The following is a 25,077-nucleotide window of genomic DNA, read 5'->3' as shown; positions in this document are numbered from 1 at the left end:
TGAAATAGCCTTTGATTAGATATTCCTTAATAATGCACACCATTTACCATTAATACTATAAATATTACACTTCTTTTGGAGTGTGGTTAAAACTACTGCCAACTTCTCTGCTCAAAAAGACTTTTTTTTATAGACGGAGCAGTATTACCACGAACGAATAACGAACACTTAAATTAACTTAAAACTCATATTACTATGCCAAAACACTATGTATTAAGAAAAATGAAAAAAAATGAAAAGTGGTTTGTTCCACTATTGTTTTTTCTATGTTTAACAACACTTGCCTATGGCCAGACCGTAAATGTGAGCGGAACTGTGACCGATGAAATGGACCAACCGTTGATAGGCGCAAACATTTTGGTCAAAGGAACAACTAACGGTGTTGTTGCAGATTTTGACGGTAACTTTTCCATAGAGACATCAAGTACCGCAACTTTAATAATATCCTACACGGGCTATTCAAAACAAGAAGTACCGGTAAACAACCAAACTAGTATCATGGTAAAGTTATTACCTGATGCAGCAGCTCTTGACGAGGTTGTGGTAATTGGATATGGCTCTAGAAAACGGAGTGATGTAACAGGTGCCGTTAGTACAGTAAAAACGGCTTACATTGAACAACAATCTGCAGGTGATGCAACACGTGCTTTACAGGGTAGTGCATCTGGTGTAACCGTTGTTTCTTCCGCCAGACCCGGCCAACAGGCACAAGTACGTATTCGTGGATTGGGTACGATCAATGGTAACGGTCCCCTATACGTTGTTGATGGGGTTTTTGGCGCACAACTACCGCCAACCAACCAAATTGAATCTATGCAAGTTCTTAAAGATGCTTCTTCTACCGCCATTTACGGAGCAAGAGGGGCAAACGGTGTGGTATTGATCACAACAAAAACCGGAAGAAAAAGTCAACCTGCAAAAGTAGAATTGAACGTTAGAACAGGTATTGGTTCGGCAAGTTCCAAGTACGACTTTGTTACCGACCCCGTTCTTGTTGGCCAGCAAATTTGGCTAGAACAGACCAATGACGGTATTACACCTAGTAGCGCACATTTTAATTTTGACCCGAATAATATTCAAGGTACTACCGTGAACGATTATTTATTTCCAAACGGTGCATCGATCGGCGATCCATCTACAGACCCTGCCTTGTATGCAGAACGTGATTACCCCATTACCTTAACCAACCAAAACGGAACAGATTGGTTAAAAGAACTTTACCAACCGGCACCTATAACAGATATTACACTTTCTGTTTCAGGTGGATCTGAAAATACGACATATGCCATAAGTGGTAACTATTTTAAAGAAGATGGTGTTTTAAGATATAATTCTTTTGATAGATATGCCTTTAGAGCCAATGCGGATTCACAGATAAAAGATTGGTTGAAAATTGGTCAAAGACTTGGGGTAACCTTAACGGAATCTAAAGGTAACACGGTAGGTTTTAATGCTATTGTTGAAACAAGCCCTTTAATCCCAGTAAGAGATATAGCAGGTAATTTTGCCGGTGGTATTGTAGGTGGAGGTTTAAACGATGGTCCTAACCCTTTAGGTAATAACTTTCGCGAAAGAAAAGACACAAGAACAACTATTAACGCTACCGGTAACTTCTACGTAGAAGTAAAACCGCTTAACAATATTACCGTTAAAACACTTTTTGGTTACAATACAAGCTGGTATGATAATTATGACCCACGCTTTGCCGATCCAGAAAATACCAATGGTACAACCGGTAGTACATTAAGTGAAACCAGAGGAAAAAACTTTTCTTGGAACTGGACCAACACCATTAACTATTCTAAAACGTTCAACGAGCTTCATAATGTTGAATTCTTACTTGGTACCGAAGCTACACGGTTTGAATATGATCAAATTAGTGCCGGTAGAGAAGGTTTCATCTCTACGGACGATGACTTTTTTATATTGAGTTCCGGTTCTGAAAACCAAACAAATGATGCAGAAGCTGCAGCTTGGGCATTAAATTCTTACTTCGCCAGGGCATATTATTCATTTGACGACAAATATATGCTAGAGGCTACCCTAAGACGCGATGGATCATCAAGATTTGGTGCAAACAACAGATGGGGTAATTTCCCGGCCGTATCAGGTGGTTGGGTTCTTTCAAGAGAAAATTTCCTTAGTGAGAGCAATGCCTTATCATACTTAAAACTAAGAGCTGGTTGGGGACAATCCGGTAATGACCAAATTGGTAATTATAACGGCTTTTCTACTTTTGGTTCCGGTCTTGGCGCTTCTTTCTATGGCCTTGGCGGGGCAGATGGTATTATTGTTCAAGGATTTCAATCTACTGCCGTAGGTAATCCAGATGCAAAATGGGAGACTACGACCTCTACCAACTTTGCCATTGATGCTACATTTTTTAACAGAATGAACATGACCTTGGATTTTTGGAGCAAAAACACTTCAGATATGTTATTTCCGGTTGCCATCCCTGCCGTGGAAGGTATTGCCAACGCACCTTCCGTTAACATTGGTGACATGGAAAACAAAGGTATCGATCTAGAACTAAGCTATAGTGGCGGCGGAAACGAAGAAGGTGACTTCAAATATAACGTTGGTCTGGTATTTTCAACATACAAGAACGAGATTACAAAATTATCAGATAACGAAGATGAGTTTATTGTTGGTAGCCAACAACGTGCGCAACGCTATACCAGGGCAGAAACAGGTACATCGTTCCCTGAGTTTTACGGGTATGTCGTTGATGGTATATTCCAAACCCAAGCAGCTGCAGATGCCCATCCTACAAATGGCGATTACAATCAGCCAGGAAACCTGATTATTCGTGATGTAGATGGTAATGGTGAAATAACGGCTGACGATAGAACATATATTGGTAATCCAAACCCAGATTTTACAGCTGGCCTTAACTTGAGATTGGAATATAAAAACTTTGATTTTACAGCTAGTTTATACACTAGTCAAGGTAATGATGCCATCAATTATTATAACCGTTTTACGCGCTACGGCCTTTTTCAGGGTCCAAAGAGCTCTGATCGTTTATTCCGTTCTTGGGGCAGCCCTTACTTAGACGACAATGCAAATGCGGTTCTACCTAAAGCATCATCGCAAACCAGCTTTGAGCAGAATACACATTCCGATCTAGTTGAGGATGCATCGTTCATTCGTTTGCAAAATGCGCAAATTGGCTTTAACGTACCTGAAAGAATTTTAAATGATCTGGATATTACTTCAATGCGACTTTATGTTATGGGTACCAACCTTTTTACAATAAGTGATTATTCTGGATTGGACGCCGAAGTATTTGTAGGTAACGAAATAGACAGAGGTCTTGATCGTGGTACATGGCCTTCGCCAAGACAATTAATTATCGGTCTTGACATTAAACTATAATTTCTAAGAAAAATAAAATTGAAAAAGATGAAAAAATTACACTTTAAAATAGGGATACTAACCGCTCTAGGGCTTCTTCTAGGAGCTTGTAGCGAAGAATTTTTAGAAGAAAAACCTAAGGGAGCCGTAAACGAATCTACCTTAGCCGACGAAAATGGTGTTAACCTACTTCTTGTAGGCGCTTACTCTAGAATAGATGGTTATGCAAGTGGTGAAGCCGGTGGCACCGGTGGTGCCTCTGCTACAAATTGGGTCTGGGGAGATGTTACTTCTGATGACATGCACCGTGGGGACCAAACAGGTGGCTGGGCCCCTATAAATCTTATAGAACGATTTGAAGTGGACGCCTCCAACCCTTGGGTAGAAGAGTTATGGATAGCCAACTTTGACGGTATTGCCAGAGCTAACGATGCTTTAAGAATTTTGAGACAGGCAAGCGAAAATATATCGGACGCCAATGCCGCTCAATTAGAATCCGAAGCAAGATGGCTAAGAGCTTGGTACTACTTTCAACTACGCTCTAAAATTGAAAAAGTACCTTACATAACAGAGGATATGGTGGCCAGCGAGGTTCCAAACGACAGAGAAATCTGGGACGATATTGAGGCGGACCTTCAATGGGGTATTGATAATAATATGGACGAAAACCCAGAAATTGGTCGCGCTTCACGTTGGGCAGCAAAAGCTTTAAAAGCCAGAGTGCATTTATTTCAACAAGAATATTCTGAAGCAAAACCGTTATTGGATGATATTATAAACAACGGTCCGTTTATGCTCATGAATCATTTTTATGACAATTTTGACGAAGAAAAGCAAAACAATGCAGAGAGTATTTTTGAGGTACAATATACCGTAAACGACGGAGCCGGTGATGCAAACTCCGGTATTGACCATAGAACGCTTTTTCCAAGGGGATCGGACATAGGCTTATGTTGTGCCTATAGCGCACCTTCTTTTGATCTTTTCAACGCTTTTAAGGTAGATGCCGACGGACTACCGTTATTGGACACTTTTCAGGACGATTTATTACTGGAAGATTATGGACTTCTAGATACGGATGAGTTTACACCTACCGATGTCGCTTTAGATCCACGTGTAGACTGGACTATAGGTAGAAGAGGAATTCCATTCTTGGATTGGGGACCGATGTCCGGTGGTGATTGGATGCTTGATCAAGCAGGTATGGGACCCTTTTTAAATAAAAAGATCATGTTCTATAAAAGAAATTTTAAAACGATCTCTATCTCTAGCCCAACATGGTCCGCCGGTCTAAATGGCAACAATTGGCGCTTATTTAGATTAAGTCATGTTATATTGTGGAGAGCAGAAGTTGCTGCTGCAGAAAATGACCTGGAGACCGCTAAAGACATGGTGAACATGATACGTGAAAGAGCCCAAGATGATATGGTAATGGGCAAAGTAAACAATACTACTTTTGAAAGTGGCTACGTTCCGGATATAGATGAGGATCAACCTTCCGCCAATTATAACCTTGGACTTTATACTTCCTTTCCTGATGTTGAATATGCCAAAAAGGCCATATATCATGAAATGCGATTAGAATTTGCTTTGGAAGGCATGCGTTTTCAAGATCTTGTTCGCTGGGGCATTGAAGAAGAAACAATGAACAGCTATTTACAATCAGAGTTATCTGATGGAAAGTTACCTTGGTTACAAGGCGCATCGTTCACCGCAGGAAAAAATGACCATTTCCCAATTCCACAGGCACAAATAGATTTGCAGCCGGGAGTATTGACTCAAGATCCGGCGTATTAATATAATATAAGAACAATTTTTTTTGAGTTAGTTTGCTTGAAGGCGACCCTTACTGTTTAGGGTCGCTTTTTTTAGTAGTAAGGACTATCATAATATTGATAAGAATAACGCAACAAGCACAAAAATTAACATTAAATGACTTTAAATCAAAAAGATAACATATAGCATATTAGATTAATAATAGTTAGGTTCAATTTTTTCATAGAACAGGGTTTCCATATTATTGAATAGAATTTACCCGGTAAAAATAAAATTATGCAGAAATAGAATGGTATTTTTAAATGTTACCTAACGTGGAGAAAAGTATATGAACAGAATAATCAAATCTTATATCTATCAAATATGTGTTGGCATTATGCTGCTGTGCAATAGCACCACTTTTGCCCAAGGAACTGATTTGAGATTTGAGCATTTTATAGATGACAAAGGGCTTTCCCAAAATTCGGTAATGAACATTCTGCAAGATAAAGAAGGTTTTTTGTGGATGGCTACGCCAAATGGCCTGTACAAGTATAACGGTAAAGGTTTTACGATCTACAGACATGAACATGACAACCCTAATAGCTTAATCAACAACTCGGTCTACGAACTTGAATTAGATACTTCCGGCAACATACTTATTGGTACAGGACGAGGATTGAGCCGGTTCAACAAGGTAACCGAGACTTTTTCAACATATCCTGCAATTTTAAAAGACAAAAGAATTAGCGCTATTTACCCTGAAGATGATGGCTCTCTTTGGGTAGGCACATTATATTCAGGTGTCTATCATTTTGATAGCAGTGATGAAATGGGCACTAAACCCGAGCGATATTCTTTTCAACTTGATATCTCTTCTACTGTTAAGAACAACAAAGTACATTCTATTACAAAAGATAGTGCCGGCAATGTTTGGGTAGGAACCAATTATAGCTTGTACAAGCTAAAAAAAGAATCTAATGACAATTATGTTCAGTTCAAGGTGTTGAATGAGGGTGTAAAATCGCTTTTCTTAGATAAAAACGGAAAGCTGTGGGTAGGGATTAAAGGGCATTTTTTAATTGGTATTGAGAATGCAGAAAATATAAATGCACCAGAAGACTTAAAATTTAAGCGATATAGCTTTCATCCTGAGTTAAAGGACGCCAATGATTATGGGGGCTTAATTGCAATTAGCCAGGCAGATGGTTCTAATTTATGGTTAGGCATACACGGTTTTGGCCTGTATTGGTTCAATACAGAAACAGGTGAATTTAAGCTATACGCACCAAATCACTTAAACTCTAAAAGTTTAAGCAGTGTAAATGTAGAAACCATACTTGTAGATTCCTTTAATGTTTTGTGGGTGGGCACTGAAGAAGGCGGGTTGAACAGATGTGATCTAGGCCATAAGGATATAACTTTTTTAGAAAAGAATAAACTCACCAAAAACTCTTTGAGCAACCCCTCTGTTAACGCTATAATTTCTGGAGAAAAAAACGCTATTTGGGTAGGAACAGAAAATGGTCTAAACCATATAAAATTTAATGGAAATGGCTTTAACGAGCCCAGTTTTAGCCACTACTATTTAAATAACAAATTGACCAAATCAGGAAAATCGTTTTCACAACCAATATGGTCAATTTTAAAAGATAAAGATAATGACTATTGGCTTGGAAGCACGGAAGGTATCACACATATGACTGTTGATGGAAATGAACAAAATGTTTCTTTAAAGCCCACTGAAATCAACGATGTTATTGAGGTATTTTCATCTTTGGAAGATAGTAACGGAGTTTTGTGGTTTGGATCCTTTATAGATGGTTTAATTAAATGGGAAAAGAAGAAAAAACCTAATAGTAATGAATTTGATTTTTCGAACGCAATTTATTATTTACCGAATTCAAACGACCCAAATAGTATTAGCGGCAAAGAAATAAGCTGTATTTATGAAGACAGTAAAAATCAACTTTGGATCGGCACTTTACAAGGTGGACTAAACTTGGTAATACCTGGAAAAAATGGACTGCCCGATACTTTTGTGTCCTATCAACATGACCCCAATGATATAAATAGTCTAAGTCATAACTCGGTTTTTTCTATTATAGAGGATACGAACGGTGATTATTGGATCGGCACCTTTGGTGGTGGGCTCAACAAAATGACCCTTTCTGAACATGCGGATAAAAAACCGGTTTTTAAACATTACCGTGAAGAGGATGGCTTGGCCAACAATGCAGTTTACGGCATTCTTGAAAGTAATCAAGGAGAATTATGGATCAGTACAGATAAAGGCATTTCTTCTTTTGACCCGGTGAAAGAGACCTTCAAAAATTTAAATAAGAAAGATGGGCTTCAAAGTAACAATTTTAGAAAAAATGCCTATTTCAAAAACAAAGACGGATATTTATTCTTTGGGGGGCTTAAAGGCCTGAATATTTTTCATCCTGATAATTTGAAGGACAATACCATACCGGCCGTACCAAAAATTACAGCCTTTAAAATAAAAAACCAAGCCGTAAAGGTAGGTCAAGAATTTAATGAGCGTATTATCTTAAATCAATCCATATCCACCTTAGAAAACAAAAAAATAGAGCTTAATTACGACGAAAGCGTACTTACTTTTGAATTTGCCGCACTTCATTATGCCGCTCCTGAAAAAAACAGGTATTCTTATAAATTAGAAGGTTTTGATGATGAATGGCACAACTCAAAAAATACCGCTTTTGCCCATTATACAAACTTATCTCCTGGCGAATATACTTTTAAGGTCAAAGCTTCTAACAATGATGGTGTTTGGAGCGAAACACCAGCAACTATGAGCTTTAAAATCTCCCCTCCTTTTTGGCATACTATCTGGGCATATTTACTATACATTCTACTTCTAATACTACTTCTTTTGGGTGTAAGATCCTATTTTGACCTTAAATCAAAAGAAAAAACAGCACTAAGGATTCAACAGGAAATTGAAAAGACAAACAAATTAAAACTTCAGTTTTTTACCAACATTTCGCATGACTTTAAGACGCCCATTACATTAATAATGAATCCTATAGAAGAGATTTTAGAAGACTCGAGTATTAATACCGCATTGCGTAAAAGGTTAGGTATCATTCAGCGTAATGCCGATTATTTATTGAGACTGGTAAATCAATTAATAGAATTTCGGAAAATAGAGGTTGGCGAAACTAGGTTGATCGCAACCAAATCTAACATTGTAAATTTTGCAAGAGAAATCACCTTTTCCTTTAAGGCCTTGGCCTTAAAAAAGAATATCAGTTTATCTTTTGAAAGCCAATCGTATGCATCAGAAGTTTGGTTCGATTGGGATAAACTGGAAAAAATACTCAATAATCTAATTGCCAATGCCATTAAATTTACCAATGAAAACGGTAGTGTAACCGTTCGTTTACGGATTTCAAAAGACAAATCTAAATTTGAGATCAGAGGAGGAGAAATGGAATCTGAATTTGTCAGTATTGAAATTGAGGATAACGGACCGGGAATACCACATGATCAATTGCCTCACATATTTGAGCGTTTTTATCAAGTAAACAAAAACAATGAAGCTTCATCAAAGCCAGGTTCAGGAATTGGCTTGGCCATTACAAAAGACTTGATCGATTTACATTACGGTGCCATTGAAGTTGATTCTAACTTAGGCGTTGGTACCAGATTTATTTTAAAACTTCCTATTGGCAGTGAACATCTATTGCCGGAAGAAATAGCCCAATATTCTGAACCGCCACAGAAAGCAGCAGAGACGAACAGCCATTTAGAGACTACTATTGTTGAAAATGTCAAGAAAAAAACTGTGAGTAAAAAGAAAACTGTTTTGGTAGTAGATGACAATCAAGATATTAGGTCGTTGGTTAAAAACGGATTGCAAAAAAAATACAATGTATTGGAGGCAGACACGGGTAAAAGTGCCTTAAAGATTGTTTTACAAGCATTACCCGATCTTATCGTTAGCGATGTACTCATGCCAGAAATGGACGGTATACAATTATGCCATGAACTAAAATCAAATATTAGAACCAAACATATTCCCATTATTTTACTTACTGCATTAAACTCAGTTGAACATAGAATAAAAGGAATACAATCTGGCGCAGATGCATATATTCCAAAGCCCTTTAAAATGAAACTTTTATCTATCACTGCAGATAAACTCATAGAATCTAGAGAATATATGCGTGTTCTTTTTAAGACCGAAGAACAGTTAACGCCCAAAAAAATTATTCTAGATTCTGAGGACAAGAAATTTTTAGATAAGATCATGTCGCTCATGGAAGAACAAATGAGCAATGAAAATTACTGGATAGAGCAATTGGTTTTGGACATGAACACCAGTAGATCAACCTTTTTTAGAAGACTTAAAAAATTAACAGGGCAGCCGCCCAATGATTTTATTAGACTTATTAGACTAAAGAGAGCCGCACAACTTCTAGAACAAGGTGAATTAAGTATTGCCGAGGTTAGCTACAAGGTTGGTTTTAACGACCCAAATTATTTTGGCAAGTGTTTTAGAAAAGCATTTGGCAAAGCACCATCTAGGTATGTATCAGAAAACGAATTATAGCTTAATACAGTTGGCACCTGCAATTAATAACAGAAGACCCATAATGAGCATTAACACTCTTTACAACACATTTAAATTGAATATAGCTCTGGCGTGTATTTTTAGCGTGTTCGTTTTTTCTTGTAAAGGACCAAATGAAGATCCACCATCCACAAGACCAAATATCGTATTTATCATTGCAGATGATGTTAATTGGAACGACCTTGGGGCCTATGGCAACGATATTGTAAGAACACCTAATATTGATCAACTAGCAAAGGATGGCATGTTGTTTACCCAGGCATTTCTGACCACAAGTTCATGTAGCCCAAGCAGAACAAGCATTATTAGCGGTCTATACCCACACAATACAGATGCAGAACAACTATCTTGGCCCTTGCCAGATGATAAAAACACCTTCGTTGAACAACTTCATAATTCTGGATACTGGACCGGGTTGGCGGGCAAGCATCATCTTGGCGAATCTGTAAACGACGCCTTTGATACCATTTATGAAATGCAGTGGAAAGATGCACCCCTTGGGCTAGACCGAAGATTAGTGGGTGACGGTAGCGGCTGCGACGAATGGATTAAACTGCTAAGAAGTAGGGACAATAACAAACCTTTTTTTACTTGGCTAGCTTCCTTTGACGCGCACAGGCCTTTTTCAGAGGGCATTATCGATGATCCGCACAGACCAGAAAATGTAATCTTACCTCCATACCATCCAGACACGGATAGCGTAAGAAAGGATTATGCATTATACTATGATGAAATCTCCAGGATGGATGATTACGTGGGCAAAGTAATTGGTGAACTAGAAAACCAAGGTGTCGCAGACAACACCATAATTCTTTTTATTACAGATAACGGAAGGGCTTTTCCAAGAGATAAGACCACACTTTATGAGGGCGGAATAAAAACCCCATGGATTATAAAATGGCCGTCCAAGATTAAACCTGGCACTACAAACGATCACCTTGTCAGTTCAATTGACATTGCACCTACCTTTATGAAATTTGCGGGTCTAGAACCACTTTCAGAATTTGAGGGCAAAGACTTCACGCCGCTTTTAAATAATAATTCGGCCCCTATTAGAGATCAAATTTATGCCGAGGACCATTTTCATGATTTTGAAGACTATACAAGAGCTATTAGGACTACTGAATACAAGTACATTAAAAACTTTTATCCTGACCTTCCCAATACACCGTCCGCTGATATTATTAGAGATTTGACCTGGAAAAGCATGTTAAGCGAAAAAGAAAAAAAATTATTGAACGAGGCTCAAATGAGATGCTTCATCATACCCAGACCAACAGAAGAACTTTATGATATAGCAAATGACCCCAATGAGCTTAACAATCTTGCACAAAATGAAGCACATGCCAATATTCTAACTGATATGCGCTCTAGATTAAAAAAAATGCGCAATACCACAAATGACTCCCTACCAATTGCCAGAACAAATGATGATTTTTTTAGGGATACGGGACTACCTACCAAATACAGGTTAAGACCAAGGCCATCTAAAGATATAATGATGAAGGCAATGTTAGCAGGCGAGGAACTAATTAATCCAGACTTCGAATAAATTCATGGAGGTAATTTTCATATGTAATGCAGGCAAAATTAAATTTTAAAATGCCGTGTACACGAATAATTCAGATTAGGACCATGGTTTACCCAATCAATCTTTTGGCCAGCTTTAAATCATTGGTATTGTTGCTTGTGGCTTTATGTTTTATGGGATGTAGTTCCATATTTCATATCAATACTTTTGGCAGCGATCTTGAGGTATTGAACACTATTGACGATTTACATGTCTTAAAATCGGAAAACTCAATGATAGCGGTTTCAGGCGAATTGCAGGGCCGCGTTTTTACAAGTAGCTCTAATGGTTTAAATGGCAAAAGCTATGGTTGGTTCAATCGAAAAAGTATAAAGGACCATAGTTTTAAAAACAGGTTTGGCAATTTAGGTGGTGAAGATAGAATGTGGTTTGGACCACAATACGGCAAGTTCAATGTATTCTTTGAACCCGGGCTTACATTTGATGACAAAAACTCCCGTATAGCACATGATCTTGACACCCTATTATTTGAAACTAAAAAGAAAACCCATAAAGAAATAATTAGTAAGGGCCGTATGCACATAAAAAATTATCAAAACTATGTGTTCAATATAGATGTAGAAAGAAAAATCTCTATTTTAAATAAACATGAAATAGAACAAAATCTTAATATTTCTATAGATGATGAGGTTACCTACGTTGGTTTTGAATCTGTTACTAAGATGACCAATATAGGAACAAACAAGTGGTCAAAGAACACCGGACTTCTATCAATTTGGATCTTAGGCTGTATGGTCCCTACCAAAAACACCGTAGCCATGATACCGGTTAAAGGGCACCTTGACGAGGTCACCAACTATTTTACGCCCTTAGATGATTCACGAATAAAAATCAAAGACGGTATGGTCTATTATAAAGCCGACGCCAATTACCTGAATAAAATTGGCATACTTCCACAAAATACCATTCCTGTGTTTGGAAGTTATTCCCCTGAATTGAATTTACTGACCCTAATAGAATTCACCTTTGAGAACAATGAGCACTATGTTAACTCTAAAAGAAAAGATAACCAAGATCCTTATGCGGGTGATGTAATAAACATTTTTAACGATGGTGTTACCTCAACAGCAGGTCCTTTTGGTCCTTTTTATGAATTAGAAACTTCTTCCAACGCACAAGAACTTGAAGCAGGAAAAAACATGGTGCATATTAGCAAGACCTATCATTTTGAAGGTAAGAAAGAGTATTTAGATAAAATTTCCTATAAAGTCTTAGGTGTAAAATTATCCAATAGGGTTAAGCTATAACTCTTTGGAAAAAAGTAAAATATATCATAATCAGAAAAATTAAATGAAATCCCTTCTTAAATCAATAATTATAATCGGTTTGTGTATAGCATGCAAGAATAGCAACCATAGAAAACCTATGACCAAAGCTATAGCCGATACCACATACCCAACTATTGGGTATTTAGAAAAGATAGATGATGCATTTTATGAGCATATATCAAAATCTGCAAAAATTGAAGTGATTTCCAAAGGTTATGTTTGGACGGAAGGCCCCGTGTGGGTTGCCGAAGAACAATGCCTTTTATTTTCTGATGTGCCACAAAACATCAATTACAAATGGACACAACAAAACGGTGCCGTTGAATTTTTGAACCCCAGTGGTTATACCGGTAAGGACAAAAAACTTCAAGGCTCTAATGGTATGTTTCTGGACCATGAGAACAACTTAATTCTTTGCCAGACCGGTGATAGGGCAATTGCTCGATATTTAGGAAACTTCAATAATCCAAAACCTAAATTTGAAATTATTGCGAATCAATTTAATGGTCAAAAATTTAATGCCCCTAACGATCTAGTAGTTGACAAAAAGGGAAATATTTATTTTACGGACCCTAATTTTGGACTTGAAGATGGTTCCAAAGAATTGGATTTTGAAGGTGTATATAGAATTAACACCAATGGTAATGTTAAACTGCTAACTTCTAAATGGCCAACGCCCAACGGAATTGGTTTAAATGAAGAAGATTCAAAATTATACATTGCCAATTCAGAACCGCCATTATTTGTGAGCTACGATATTTCTGAAGATGGTAATTTAACAAACGAGAAGATTGTTTTGGACCTAAAAGAAGCACTGGACAAAAGTATTGCCAAACAAAAACCCGATGGTATGGCCATAAAAAAAGACGGTACCATTTTTTTGACCGGACCGGACGGTGTTTTTATAATCGATAAAAATGGTAATCACTTAGGCACTATAAAAACTGACAAACTAACATCTAACTGTACATTCAACGAAGATGAATCTGTTCTGTATGTTTCATGCCATGAACTTATATTAAGAATAAAATTAAATTAAATATGAAAAAATTTTCAGAAGAGCTTTTTGCACAAACTCCTATTGTTGGCATTTTAAGAGGCTATGATAAAGAGACCGTATTAGAAATTGCCAGAACTTTTGTGAGCGAGGGATTTACAAATTTGGAAATAACTAAAAATAGTCCAAATGTATTTGAAATCATAGAAGCTTTAGTTGATGAATTTCAGGGTAAACTAAATATAGGTTGTGGTACCGTTCTTACTAAAAAAGATACCAAAAAAGCGCTAAAAGCGGGTGCATCTTTTATAGTTACACCAATAGTTAACAAAGATGTAATCCGTTTTTGTGCCAAAAAGGAAATCCCTGTTTTTCCCGGGGCTTTCTCTCCAACGGAAATCTATACTGCCTGGAAATTAGGAGCTAAAATGGTTAAGGTATTTCCATCTGCCAATCTTGGTCCAAGCTATATAAAAAATGTTGCCGCCCCTTTAGATTTTATAGACTTTATGCCTACAGGCGGTGTTTCATTAGATAACATAGATGAATTTAAAAAAGCCGGCGCAAAAGCATTTGGTATGGGCGGCCTACTTTTTGATTCGGAAATGATCGAAAGAAAAGATTGGCACTCCTTGGCACTCCATTTTAGAAAATTCAAGGAGGCGCTATAAATTATTTATTCTCAGTAGGTTTTAAAATCGAATATTATCCAAAAGAAGGGTTTAGCGCTAGTTAAACCCTTCTTTTATAGTTGGTTCTTACTAATGAATATACCTGCTAAACTTTATACCTCCCTAAATATTTTAAAAACCAATTCTTTGGTCAAAGGCCTGCCGTTTGCTTTTTCACGAATGGCATCAAAACTACATCTAAAGTCGCAGCCCGATCTATAGTCACTACAGCCATAAGCAGTTTTACCTTTAACGATGGTACCTGTATTACATTTTGGACAGCTATTTTCCTCAGGTTTAGGCTTTGCTTGAACTTTTGCTTTCTTTGGTTCTAATTTCAATTTAAAACTATCGTCAAACCTAACCAAACCTTCTACCGAAGCACCATCAACCTTAAAACCTTTTAAATTTACCGTTGAACCTTTTTGAAACAGTCTAATAAATTGTTTTTCTGAAATGGTTTTTCCTTCAAACTTAAACGGAATTACAAAATCGCAGGTTGTATTAAACTCAGAACAGCCATAGGCAGCTTTTCCTTTACGGATGGTTCCTTTTTTACATTTAGGACAATTCTCTGCAGACAACCCTTTTGATTTTTCGGCTGCCTTTTTATTTGTCGTTTTTACGGGTTTATTATTTACTGCCGATATATTAGCCTTTCTAGTTTCACTTCGCACCTCATAGACCAATTGATCTACCATTTGCTTCATTTGCTTAATAAAACTACCGGCATTAAAGGTACCTTTTTCAATGTCTTTTAACTGCTTTTCCCATTTACCGGTAAGTTCGGCAGACTTTAGCATTTCGTTTTGTATAGTATCAATCAATTGAATACCGGTAACTGTTGGTATAACCTGTTTCTTGTTTCGCTTTATGTACTTTCTCCGGAACAAGGTCTCAATAATATTGGCACGTGTAGAAGGCCTGCCTATACCATTTTCTTTCATCAGCTCACGCAGCTCTTCATCTTCTACCTTTTTCCCTGCCGTTTCCATAGCCCGTAAAAGCGATGCTTCTGTAAATTGTTTTGGCGGTTTTGTCTGCTTTTCAAGAAATGAAGGTTCATGAGGTCCTTTTTCCCCTTTCTTAAAGGTTGGCAACATCCCTGATTCTTTAGCTGTGCTGTTAGGTGTTTCAAAAACCGTACGCCATCCTTTTTCTATGATTTCCTTTCCAGTGGTCTTAAAATTTACCTTATCGGCTTTTCCTATTACCGTGGTATTGGAAACTTTACAGTCTGGATAAAATACTGCGATAAAACGACGAACAATGATATCGTATACCTGCTTTTGATTGTATTGTAAGTTCATTTGTTGACCAGTAGGAATAATGGCGTGGTGATCCGTCACCTTACTATCATCAAAAACCTTTTTGCTTTTTTTCAGCTTCTTACCATCAAGTGGTTTTGTCAACGTATCATATTCCGTTAGGTTTTTTAGTATTCCCGGTACTTTAGGGTAGACATCATTTGGTAAAAAAGTGGTATCTACCCTTGGGTAGGTTACAACCTTTTGCTCATATAATTTCTGTACTATCTTTAAAGTTTCATCTGCACTATACCCAAATTTGGTGTTACAATAAACTTGTAATCCCGTTAAATCGAAAAGTTTGGGCGCATACTCGTTACCCGCTTTTTTAGTGGTAGAGACAATTTCAAAATCATGTTCTTTTACAATGTTCGCCAATTTCTCACCATCTTCTACCTTAAGAAAACGCCCTTCTTCATAACTAAATAACGTATCTCTATATAATGTTTGCAGCTCCCAATAAGGTTGTGGCTTAAAATTCTCTATTTCTTTAAATCTATTTACCAGCATTGCTAAAGTGGGCGTTTGCACGCGACCTACGGATAAAACTTGTTTATAACCGCCATGTTTTAAAGTATATAAACGGGTAGCGTTCATTCCTAAAAGCCAATCGCCTATGGCACGAGAGAAACCTGCGTAATATAAATTATCATAATCCGTTGACGGTTTAAGATTTTTAAAACCTTCTTTTATAGCCTCGGTGGTAAGGGAAGAAATCCAAAGTCGCTCAACCTTGCCTTTATACTTAGCCTCGTTTAATACCCAACGCTGTATCAATTCTCCCTCTTGCCCAGCATCCCCACAATTGATAACCACTTCTGCCTTATCAAACAATTGCTTTATAATCTTGAACTGTTTTCGAATACCGGAATCTCCAGAAACTTTAGTCTCAAAATGATCGGGCAACATGGGAAGGTTATTTAAATCCCAACTTTTCCAATGTGGCTTGTAATCATTAGGCTCCTTAAGTGTACAAAGATGTCCAAAAGTATAGGTTACCGCATAGCCATTGCCTTCATAATATCCATCTTGCTTAGAACTTGCACCAAGTACAGAAGCAATTTCTCTTGCAACAGATGGTTTTTCGGCAATGCAGACTTTCATTTTAGAAGTTAATTATTTAAGATTTAGGCTTGCTTTTTCGCCCGGCAAATATAAAAATTGTTTGCAGAAACCACCACCATTGGATAACTAGCATCCATTGGGTTTAATTGAACGGTAAGTTAATGAAATTTAGGTTTAGATATTTTTTTAAGCACCAGAATAGCTGCAAGCTTTTTCATGTTAGAACAATAAACTCTTCTTTAGCCAACTCTTCTTTTTTGTTTACGGATACTAAACTTAGCGATTTTAACAACAATTCTTTTAGCCCTTTAAAAGATGAAGATTTTTTCAAAAATTGATTAGCACCATCTAACTTTAGCTGATTTACCTCTCTATCTCTATAAATAGAAGAATATGCTATAATATAGATGTTATTGAATTTTTTAAAATTCCTTATATCCATGAGACACTCAAACCCATCCATAATAGGCATATACAAATCTAAAAATATAACGTGTGGCAATGTAACGTCAGTGAACAATTTATCCATTAAATCAACACCATTATCAAATTGAGACACTTTAGTATTTAAAGGAATACTGTTTAGTGCTTCCATAAAAAAATCTCGATCATCATAATCGTCATCCGCAATATATATCTTTAAATCTTTCATGATATCCATACAAAACTAGTATGGACATAAAATTATGTACAAGTGCTACATAATTTTCTACCAATAAAATGGAATCGTAACTCAATACCATTTTAACCATAATATATACTTAACAAAATCAAAAAAATGTAGTAAATTACTTACATTTGTTTTCTAAAATCATTAAATATTCCCCAGTTAATTTATGTAATGTACTATGGCATTTAAAAACTGTAATGAACTTTTAGAGACCCTAGAGCAATATCAGCAGGACTATTATACTAAAGGTAAAGCCTTAAAAATTCATAATGCCCTTACAGATGTTCTACCTAAACTAAATTTTAGAAACGATAAGGATTCTTTAGAATTTTATGAGCGCTACAAAAATTTAAAAAAAATTGAAAGCCTAACGAATATTAATGAATATTCAGAAAAATTTGCCCATAACCTGTTACGACTTATGCTAATAGTGAATAATTCAAAATTTTCTTCTGAAGAAAATTATAATTAATATTCGCATGTTGAAGCTTAGAATGACCAGGAAAAAAGAAATACAACCTAACTTATTTCTTTAACTTCTTTAATTAAAATTTTCATGCCCTATTTTATGAAGAAGTGCTTTTGCGGCAAGCCAAAATCTTTTAGAAGTTGGGTTAGGTAGAAAAGATTTGCCTACCGGTTCTGTTCCTGAATCAACTAGTTGTTCTATATACCTAAAAGCTTCGTTAGGCAGTTGATTTGAAAGGTATGCCATGCTCCAAGTATTAAATTCCCTAGAATAGATATTGCCTTTAGAGAGCAAATTGACCGCTCTGTGCCTCTTGTCCAATTTAATCTTTTCAAACAAGGCCAGGACAACCTCTGCTTCTCCCTCTAAATATTGAATAAAAAAACCTTGATGATAAATGAGGCAACCGGTAATGTCATGCCTAGCATTAAAATCTCTAGATACCGCTAAAATTTCATTGACCTGTGCTAACGTAAGAGTGTTGGCAATAGATTTATAGACAAGATTGTACATATTAGAATTTATATGACGCTACTTAACAAACCTTTAAGTTACTACCTTTTAGCAAATGAGTACTATTTTTCTTACTTATTATTTACAAACAAATTTTTACCGCAATCAATAAAAAAACATCACCCTATTTGACGAGTCAATTTTAAATGTGATTGCGTCTATAGCAAGTTATTTTAAATCATACTTTTCTACAAGAATCTTAAAATATGAAAATTATGAAAACCAATATTGCAATTATACTTGCCTTAACGTTTATTTTGACCTCTTGTTCAACTACAAAAAAAGCCTCTTCTACTACAGAAAAAGTTACTACACAAAATGAACTGGATAGCGGATCAACTGATGCCATGAACAAAACAGAAGTTCAAAGTACTTCAGAAAGTTTTAAGAGCGAATATGCAGACCTGTTTTCCGAACTGGAAATGAACAAGGACCAGATCAGCACTTTTACCGCTGCAATGAATCGTTTTAAAGAACAACAGGCCAATACCGCCAGTGGAGAAATTTTAGGAAGTATAGATAGTGAACGTACCCGCCAATTGGAAAATATTTTATCTAGTTCCCAATATGCAAAATACGAACAATGGATGGCAAAAAATAAGTAAAAACTCTTACAATTATGTATTGCACTATTAGTAAAAGGTATATAACAAATGTATACCCTTTAGCTTCTATAGCTTTATAACATATTAATTATAAAAAAATATTACAATGATAAAACCTACAACAGAAGTACCGCAATTAAAAATACCTTTAATTAACGATACACAATGGAGCTTGTACGACCAAACGAGCACTTCTTTTACCATGATCGTATTTTACAGAGGATTGCACTGCCCAATTTGTAAAAAATACCTAGAAGATCTGGCTACTAGATTAAAAGATTTTAGCGATAGAGGTGTACATCTAGTAGCCGTTAGTAGCGATAGTGAAGAAAGAGCGAAAAAAGCAGGAAAAGAATGGAACGTACCTGAACTACCAATTGGTTATAATTTACCTATTGAAACTGCGCGGGAATGGGGTTTATATGTTTCTAAAAAAACATCTGACAAGGAACCAGATGAATTCTCGGAACCTGGTTTGTTCCTAATTCGCCCAGATAATACACTATATGCAAGCGCCATACAAACAATGCCTTTTGCACGACCCCATTGGGACGATATTTTAAATGCCATAGACTATGTCAATAAAAACAATTACCCTGCCAGAGGCGGTGAATAATATACTTAAGATATAGGCAAAACAGTAAAAATGCCGGTAGGTTTCAAAAACTTACCGGCATTTTTATTGAAATAGTTGGTCTAGTTTCTTTCTAATTTCCAGTTTTCAAATTCCGCCTTTATACTTTCATCTACCATAGGGTATAGACCTATTACCGCCCTACCACGTTGAACTTGCTCAATAACAAACTCTTCATACATGGTCATTTGAATACACTCCTCTGCAACTTCATTAGCCAAATGTGCCGGTATTACCATTACTCCGTCATCATCCCCCAATATTATATCGCCTGGAAAAACGGCAACATCACCACAACCTATGGGATCATTGATGGCAATTGCCTGGTGCAACGTTAAATTAGTGGGTGCCGTAGGCCTATTATGATATGATGAAAAATCAAGGTCGGCTATTTCTGCGGAATCCCTGAACCCGCCATCTGTTACAATACCTTCTGCATTTCTAACCATTAGCCTTGTAACCAAAATAGACCCTGCAGATGCTGCTCTGGCATTTTGCCTACTGTCAATGACCATAACGGCGCCTTCTGGGCACTCTTCTACCGCTACTCTTTGTAAATGCTTTGGGTCTCTAAATACCGAAATAGGATTTAAATCTTCACGTGCTGGTATGTAACGTAAGGTATATGCCTCTCCCACCATAGTAGGCCTCCCTAGTTTAAGTGGCTTAACATGTTGTATAAACTGGTTCTTAAGTCCCTTTTTAAATAAACAGGTTGCAACGGTCGCCGTACTTACCTTTCTTAATTTATCTTTAGTTGCCTTAGCTATTTTGGTCATTGTTTTGTTATCTATTATTTATATTACTCAGCCTTTTTCCAGGTTTCCTTTAAAAAGCTCAAATCTTTTTTCATCTTGGCAAATACTTCTTTTTTATCCATTGTAATTTTGGATGCCCCTTTTTCAGCGCCGCCAAGTTCATATTCTAAATGCAAAGATATTGGCACGTTAATATTATATTTTTTGAGTAGGGAAAAGTATCTATTAAAATCTACCATACCCTCGCCCAAAGGAGTATTTATCGGCTCCCATGAACCATTTTTATTTCCCCATTTAAAATCTTTGATTACAATGGATTTTATATAGGACCTAATACGGCGTAGGTCTAATTCCCAACTTTTTCCTCCTTCTACAACAGCATGCCTTATATCATACTGACAACCTATAAATTCGCCATTAGTTCTTGAAAAAATAGTGGGCAAATCCCAAATTGGTGCCCCTACATGATTTCCTGCATGGTTTTGATAGCAGCCAACCAGACCTAAATCTTTATTCAATGTTTCCAATTTTTGGGCTTGACCTGCATATTTTAGTAAACTTTCGTCAATAGATGTATCATCCGGATAACTTAACCAACCTGTACGATAATAGCCAACCCCTAACTTACTTGCCGTTTCCAATACTTTTCGCTGACCTAAATCTTCTATATCCCAAACATTGGTGGTGATCATTTTAGGTGACAATCCAAATTTTTTCATCGCTTCTACCGCGGTAGGCAAATCTTCCTGTACTTTTTCTGGAAGTACATGGCCTTTTGGGCGTACGGTTAGATCTAATCCGTCAAAACCTATTTCTACCGCTGCGGCAGACATTTCGTGATAATCAAGAAATTGCAAATGTTTAGAAAAAAGGTGTACCTCAACAGCATCGTTGCTGTCAATTTTAGACCGTAAAAAATCGTCCTGAAACTTCACCAATGGCAAGCCAGCCAACGCCATAGCAGATTTCTTGGTAAAATTTCTTCTAGAAATCCCTTTTTTATCTTCTCTCATTTTTAATATCCCTTTTATATTTTATCAATAGGTTTTGTGTTAATTAGTTGTCATTCTTACAAATATATGTATTTTTGGTCAACCAAACTGGTTAACCAGTTTATTGTAATTTTCAGGTAAATTGCATTTATCAAACCTACAATTAGTTTCAAACCAGATTAATAACACACATAATGAAAAAGGTTTTCTTACTATTAACATTTATTTCCCTACTGTTTTCATGCGGTGAAAAATCTAGCACAAGTACTATTACCGTGAACGACATTAACGAACTAAACTCGGCAATTACAGATGCTAAGCCAGGTGATGACATTGTGATGGCCAATGGCAATTGGAAAGATGTGAGCATTAAGTTTGTAGCGTACGGTAATGAGAAAAACCCCATTACACTTCGTGCAGAAACTCCTGGTGAAGTTTTAATTACAGGCACTTCAGATTTAAAGCTTGCCGGTGACTACTTGAACGTTAACGGGCTATATTTTACTAAGGGATCATCTCCTTCTTCTGCGGTCATTGATTTTGGCATTAGTGAAGACTCTGTGGCCAACCATTGTAAAATTACCAATACTGCCATTGTAGATTTTAATAAGGCACAACGAAATCAAACAGATTTATGGGTATTGTTCAAAGGTCGCCACAATGAACTGGACCATTGCTACATTGCAGGAAAGTCTAATAGGGGACCTACCGTAAGAATAGATTTGGCAGGCAACAATAGCATTAAGAACTATCATAAAATCACCAATAACTATTTTGGTCCTAGGCCACCTAAAGGCGGACCCAGTGCAGAAACCATACAATTAGGAAATAGTTTTACTTCTATGGCACCAAGTTTCACCTTAGTGGCCAATAACTTCTTTGACAAATGTAACGGCGAGGTAGAAGTGATTTCCAGTAAAAGTAATTTTAACGAGTTTAGAAACAATGTTTTTTATAAAAGCGAAGGGTCTTTGGTAACAAGGCATGGCAATTATTGTATTATTGACGGTAATGTATTTATAGGGGACAAAAATTCTGAACAAATTGGTGGTGTACGTTTAATTGGCACCGGACACTGGGTTACCAATAATTACTTCTATAATTTAAAAGGGCAAACCTTTAGAAGTCCGCTGGCTGTAATGAACGGTATTCCAAAATCTCCTTTGAACAGATATTTACAGGTTACAGATGTTGTCGTTGCCAATAATTCTTGGATAAATTGTATATCGCCTTGGCAGTTTGGTGTAGGATCCAATACTGATCAAAAAGATATTTTACCAAAATCTGAAATTAGGTCTGCCACACCTATTAGAACTATAGTTGCCAACAACCTTATTTATAACGACAAGGGCGATAAGCAACCTATTGTTAAACATGACTCAATTGACGGTATTAGATTTAAAAGCAATATCATCAACAATCAAGGAGTTATGTTCAATACCGTTGACGGACTTACACAAAAGGATTTTGGTACTACTGTAGCCGATGGCGATATTTTAATGCCCGATAATTCATTGGCCGAATTTGAACTTTATTACGGATTTGAATTTGACCAGATAACCGCAGATCTGTTCGGTAACTCTAGAGGCGACAAAAATTTGGTAGGTGCCGTAATTGGGAAACCTGTCAATAAAAAAGATATGATGGATGTATCTCAATACGGTACAGACTGGTATTCTAACACAACTTCTAAGAACGAATCTGGTAAAACACATGCAGCGGGCACAACAACAGAACTTGTAAATGCACTTACATCTGCAAACAATGGAGACACTATCAACTTAACCGCCCAACGATACGATTTAAGTTCTCCATTAAAAATTGATAAATCTATAACTATAATGGCTGCTACACCAGATGCAAAAGCAACTGTTGAATACAAAGGGGCGTCTGAAAGTCCGGCATTTGAAATGAATCCGAAAGGGCAACTTACGCTTAAGAATATTCAACTTGTAGGTAACAAAGAACAATACGCTTTTGCTAGTTTAAAAAACAACATGTCTAGCCTTTACAATCTAAATGTTATCGATTGTGAAATATCAAATTTCGATTATGTTTTAAAAGCATATAAATTAACGTTTTCAGAGAACATCAGTTTTACTTCTACGCAAATTGAAAATTGCGCCAACGGTTTAGAACTAGCTGAAGAAACCGATGATAAAGGCGAATACAATGCCGAGAACATTACCATTGACAACTGCTTATTCGATGGTGTCGCCAATAATATTATCAATTACTATAGAGGCGGCTATGATGAATCTACCGTTGGCGGTAATTTAATTGTTACCAATAGCACATTTACCCATTGTGGATTAAAGGCGGACGAAAACCTGCTTTTTAATACTTACGGAATCATCAATGTAAATATTGCCAATAACAAATTCATTGATAACCCCGTTAAACTAGTTGCGCGTTTATGGGGTGCGAAAAACAATAGATATTCTAACAACGATATTCAAAATTCAGGAAAGATAGTAGTACAAGAAAACCTACCTCTTAAACTAATGTATTAATCGTACTTATAAAATTACTATAAATGAAAAAATCAATAGCTACCATCATTGCAGTAGTAACATTATTTGCATGTAAAGACAACTCAAAAAAAGCTTTAAATACTACTGAAAAAACTACAGAAGATAGTGTAGTTACCACAAAATACCCAAGCGATGTCATCCCGTTTATGGATGAATGGAAAATTCTTTTAGGTGATGGCACCTATGAAGATAATCTTAAAGATTACGCTAAAGATGATTTCTTTTACGTTGAAAACGACGGAAAAACGGATTGGGTAGTCTATAAAACACCAAACAGCGGAATCACTTCAAGAACCTCTAGCAATACAAGAACCGAGCTTGGCCAAAAGGAACATTGGATACCCGAGACAGGAGGAAAATTGACGGGAACTTTAAAAGTACAACACGTATCTACTTCTGGAGATGCCAGGGTAGCTGCTTCTTATGCCGTGGTCGTAGGACAAATACATAGTGATGAAGGACACGAAAATGAGCCGATAAAAATATTCTACAAGAAATTTCCGGGCCATACAAAGGGTTCCGTATTTTGGAATTACGAAATTAACACTGAAGGAGATAATTCAAAAAGATGGGATTACTCTTCAGCTGTATGGGGACATGACATGTCTGTAGTAGGATCAGACTCAACCACAGCCCCAAATGAACCTGAAAATGGAATTGAACTAGGAGAAGAGTTTAGCTATGAGATCAATGTTTACAAAGGGTTTATGTATTTAACCTTTAAAAGTGAAGGTCATGAAACCATCAAATTCACCAAAAACCTATTGAAATCGGAATTTACCAAGACCTTACCGGAACAAATTAAAACATTGTACGCCTCTATAGGTCGTAACGGTCTGGAACGTGAAAATGCCTATGCGGGCGAAATTCAGTATTTTAAGCAAGGCGCATACAACCAAACCAATGGTAAATCTCCTGAAGATAATATTGTTTGGAGCACGGGTGCGGACACGTATGATGGCGATATTGAAAAGCAATATGCAAATGGTGATTATGCAGAAGTCTGGTTCAGGGAAGCTACTGTAGGCGCTGGCACTCCGCCAAATGAAGAATAATATCCACTAATTATATTTAACCAACAATAGAAGTCCGTTCAACTAGAGGGAATATATTTTCACTAATAAACAGACTTCTATTCTTTATAAAATTGGTTGTTTACAAATTATTGAATTGATGAATTTTGAAGTAAATCATTATTGATTCGTAATTTAAACCACCCTTTTTATGTTAAATACTTGCCAGTCTTACAAATATCCTTATTTTTGGTAAACCAATTTGGTAAACCAAT

Annotated in this window: 17 protein-coding genes; 12 read left to right on the top strand and 5 right to left on the bottom strand. The window is 36.6% G+C overall.

The genetic code is table 11. The features are described 5' to 3' along the window. The first annotated feature begins 195 nt into the window (after positions 1 to 195). From PXC01_RS04525 to PXC01_RS04495, 7 genes are all read left to right on the top strand, one after another. On the top strand, positions 196 to 3,378 hold the full coding sequence (locus PXC01_RS04525) for a SusC/RagA family TonB-linked outer membrane protein (protein ID WP_276471173.1): 3,183 nt from the start codon (positions 196 to 198) through the stop codon (positions 3,376 to 3,378). Positions 3,379 to 3,405: 27 nt separating this feature from the next. After that, a complete protein-coding gene (locus PXC01_RS04520) occupies positions 3,406 to 5,154 on the top strand; it encodes a RagB/SusD family nutrient uptake outer membrane protein (RefSeq protein WP_276471172.1) in 1,749 nt (582 codons plus the stop codon). A 307-nt stretch (positions 5,155 to 5,461) separates the two neighbouring features. Then, positions 5,462 to 9,694, top strand: a complete 4,233-nt coding sequence (locus tag PXC01_RS04515; RefSeq protein ID WP_276471171.1) for a hybrid sensor histidine kinase/response regulator transcription factor — start codon at positions 5,462 to 5,464, stop codon at positions 9,692 to 9,694. After that, entirely contained in the window at positions 9,627 to 11,267 is a 1,641-nt protein-coding gene (locus PXC01_RS04510; protein ID WP_276471170.1) for a sulfatase family protein, read from the top strand. Before PXC01_RS04515 ends, PXC01_RS04510 begins: the two co-directional genes overlap by 68 nt. A gap of 83 nt (positions 11,268 to 11,350) precedes the next feature. Further along, the gene (locus PXC01_RS04505) at positions 11,351 to 12,553 is read left to right on the top strand and encodes a DUF6786 family protein (protein ID WP_276471169.1); all 1,203 of its coding nucleotides are present in this window, start codon (positions 11,351 to 11,353) and stop codon (positions 12,551 to 12,553) included. A 118-nt stretch (positions 12,554 to 12,671) separates the two neighbouring features. Then, complete coding sequence (locus PXC01_RS04500) at positions 12,672 to 13,613, top strand: SMP-30/gluconolactonase/LRE family protein (protein ID WP_276471168.1); 942 nt, start codon at positions 12,672 to 12,674, stop codon at positions 13,611 to 13,613. A gap of 2 nt (positions 13,614 to 13,615) precedes the next feature. Continuing rightward, positions 13,616 to 14,242, top strand: coding sequence for a bifunctional 4-hydroxy-2-oxoglutarate aldolase/2-dehydro-3-deoxy-phosphogluconate aldolase (locus tag PXC01_RS04495; protein WP_276471167.1), 627 nt, complete (start codon positions 13,616 to 13,618; stop codon positions 14,240 to 14,242). 113 nt (positions 14,243 to 14,355) lie between these two features. Here the strand turns inward: PXC01_RS04495 and PXC01_RS04490 are convergent, their stop codons facing one another. Both PXC01_RS04490 and PXC01_RS04485 read right to left on the bottom strand, forming a co-directional pair. After that, on the bottom strand, positions 14,356 to 16,653 hold the full coding sequence (locus tag PXC01_RS04490) for a type IA DNA topoisomerase (RefSeq protein WP_276471166.1): 2,298 nt from the start codon (positions 16,651 to 16,653) through the stop codon (positions 14,356 to 14,358). A 175-nt stretch (positions 16,654 to 16,828) separates the two neighbouring features. Continuing rightward, entirely contained in the window at positions 16,829 to 17,266 is a 438-nt protein-coding gene (locus PXC01_RS04485) for a response regulator (protein ID WP_276471165.1), read from the bottom strand. A gap of 196 nt (positions 17,267 to 17,462) precedes the next feature. Between PXC01_RS04485 and PXC01_RS04480 the strand changes: the two genes are divergently transcribed. After that, positions 17,463 to 17,756: a hypothetical protein gene (locus PXC01_RS04480; protein ID WP_276471164.1), complete on the top strand. Its 294-nt coding sequence runs from the start codon at positions 17,463 to 17,465 to the stop codon at positions 17,754 to 17,756. Between the two features lie 69 nt (positions 17,757 to 17,825). On the opposite strand, the gene PXC01_RS04475 is transcribed toward PXC01_RS04480, so the two are convergent. Beyond that, positions 17,826 to 18,266 carry a BLUF domain-containing protein gene (locus PXC01_RS04475; protein WP_276471163.1) on the bottom strand — a complete coding sequence of 147 codons (441 nt, stop codon included), beginning with the start codon at positions 18,264 to 18,266 and terminating at the stop codon, positions 17,826 to 17,828. A 215-nt stretch (positions 18,267 to 18,481) separates the two neighbouring features. Here PXC01_RS04475 and PXC01_RS04470 point away from each other — a divergent pair, with 215 nt between their 5' ends. Together PXC01_RS04470 and PXC01_RS04465 are read left to right on the top strand one after the other, a co-directional pair. Further along, a complete protein-coding gene (locus tag PXC01_RS04470) occupies positions 18,482 to 18,871 on the top strand; it encodes a hypothetical protein (protein ID WP_276471162.1) in 390 nt (129 codons plus the stop codon). A gap of 106 nt (positions 18,872 to 18,977) precedes the next feature. Further along, a complete protein-coding gene (locus PXC01_RS04465) occupies positions 18,978 to 19,487 on the top strand; it encodes a peroxiredoxin-like family protein (RefSeq protein WP_276471161.1) in 510 nt (169 codons plus the stop codon). A gap of 80 nt (positions 19,488 to 19,567) precedes the next feature. Here the strand turns inward: PXC01_RS04465 and PXC01_RS04460 are convergent, their stop codons facing one another. Together PXC01_RS04460 and PXC01_RS04455 are read right to left on the bottom strand one after the other, a co-directional pair. Beyond that, entirely contained in the window at positions 19,568 to 20,284 is a 717-nt protein-coding gene (locus tag PXC01_RS04460; RefSeq protein WP_276471160.1) for a ribonuclease activity regulator RraA, read from the bottom strand. 23 nt (positions 20,285 to 20,307) lie between these two features. Next, a complete protein-coding gene (locus PXC01_RS04455) occupies positions 20,308 to 21,276 on the bottom strand; it encodes a sugar phosphate isomerase/epimerase family protein (RefSeq protein WP_276471159.1) in 969 nt (322 codons plus the stop codon). Between the two features lie 173 nt (positions 21,277 to 21,449). On the opposite strand from PXC01_RS04455, the gene PXC01_RS04450 reads away from it, so the two are divergent. Beyond that, complete coding sequence (locus PXC01_RS04450) at positions 21,450 to 23,768, top strand: chondroitinase-B domain-containing protein (RefSeq protein ID WP_276471158.1); 2,319 nt, start codon at positions 21,450 to 21,452, stop codon at positions 23,766 to 23,768. A 23-nt stretch (positions 23,769 to 23,791) separates the two neighbouring features. Continuing rightward, positions 23,792 to 24,844 carry a polysaccharide lyase family 7 protein gene (locus PXC01_RS04445; RefSeq protein ID WP_276471157.1) on the top strand — a complete coding sequence of 351 codons (1,053 nt, stop codon included), beginning with the start codon at positions 23,792 to 23,794 and terminating at the stop codon, positions 24,842 to 24,844. Positions 24,845 to 25,077: the final 233 nt, after the last annotated feature.

Origin of the sequence: Maribacter huludaoensis (assembly GCF_029350945.1) — a bacterium.
GTDB classification, from domain to species: Bacteria; Bacteroidota; Bacteroidia; order Flavobacteriales; family Flavobacteriaceae; genus Maribacter; species Maribacter huludaoensis.
The sequence above is the reverse complement of the archived record's forward strand: the minus strand, read 5'-3'. Positions and strand labels throughout refer to the sequence as shown.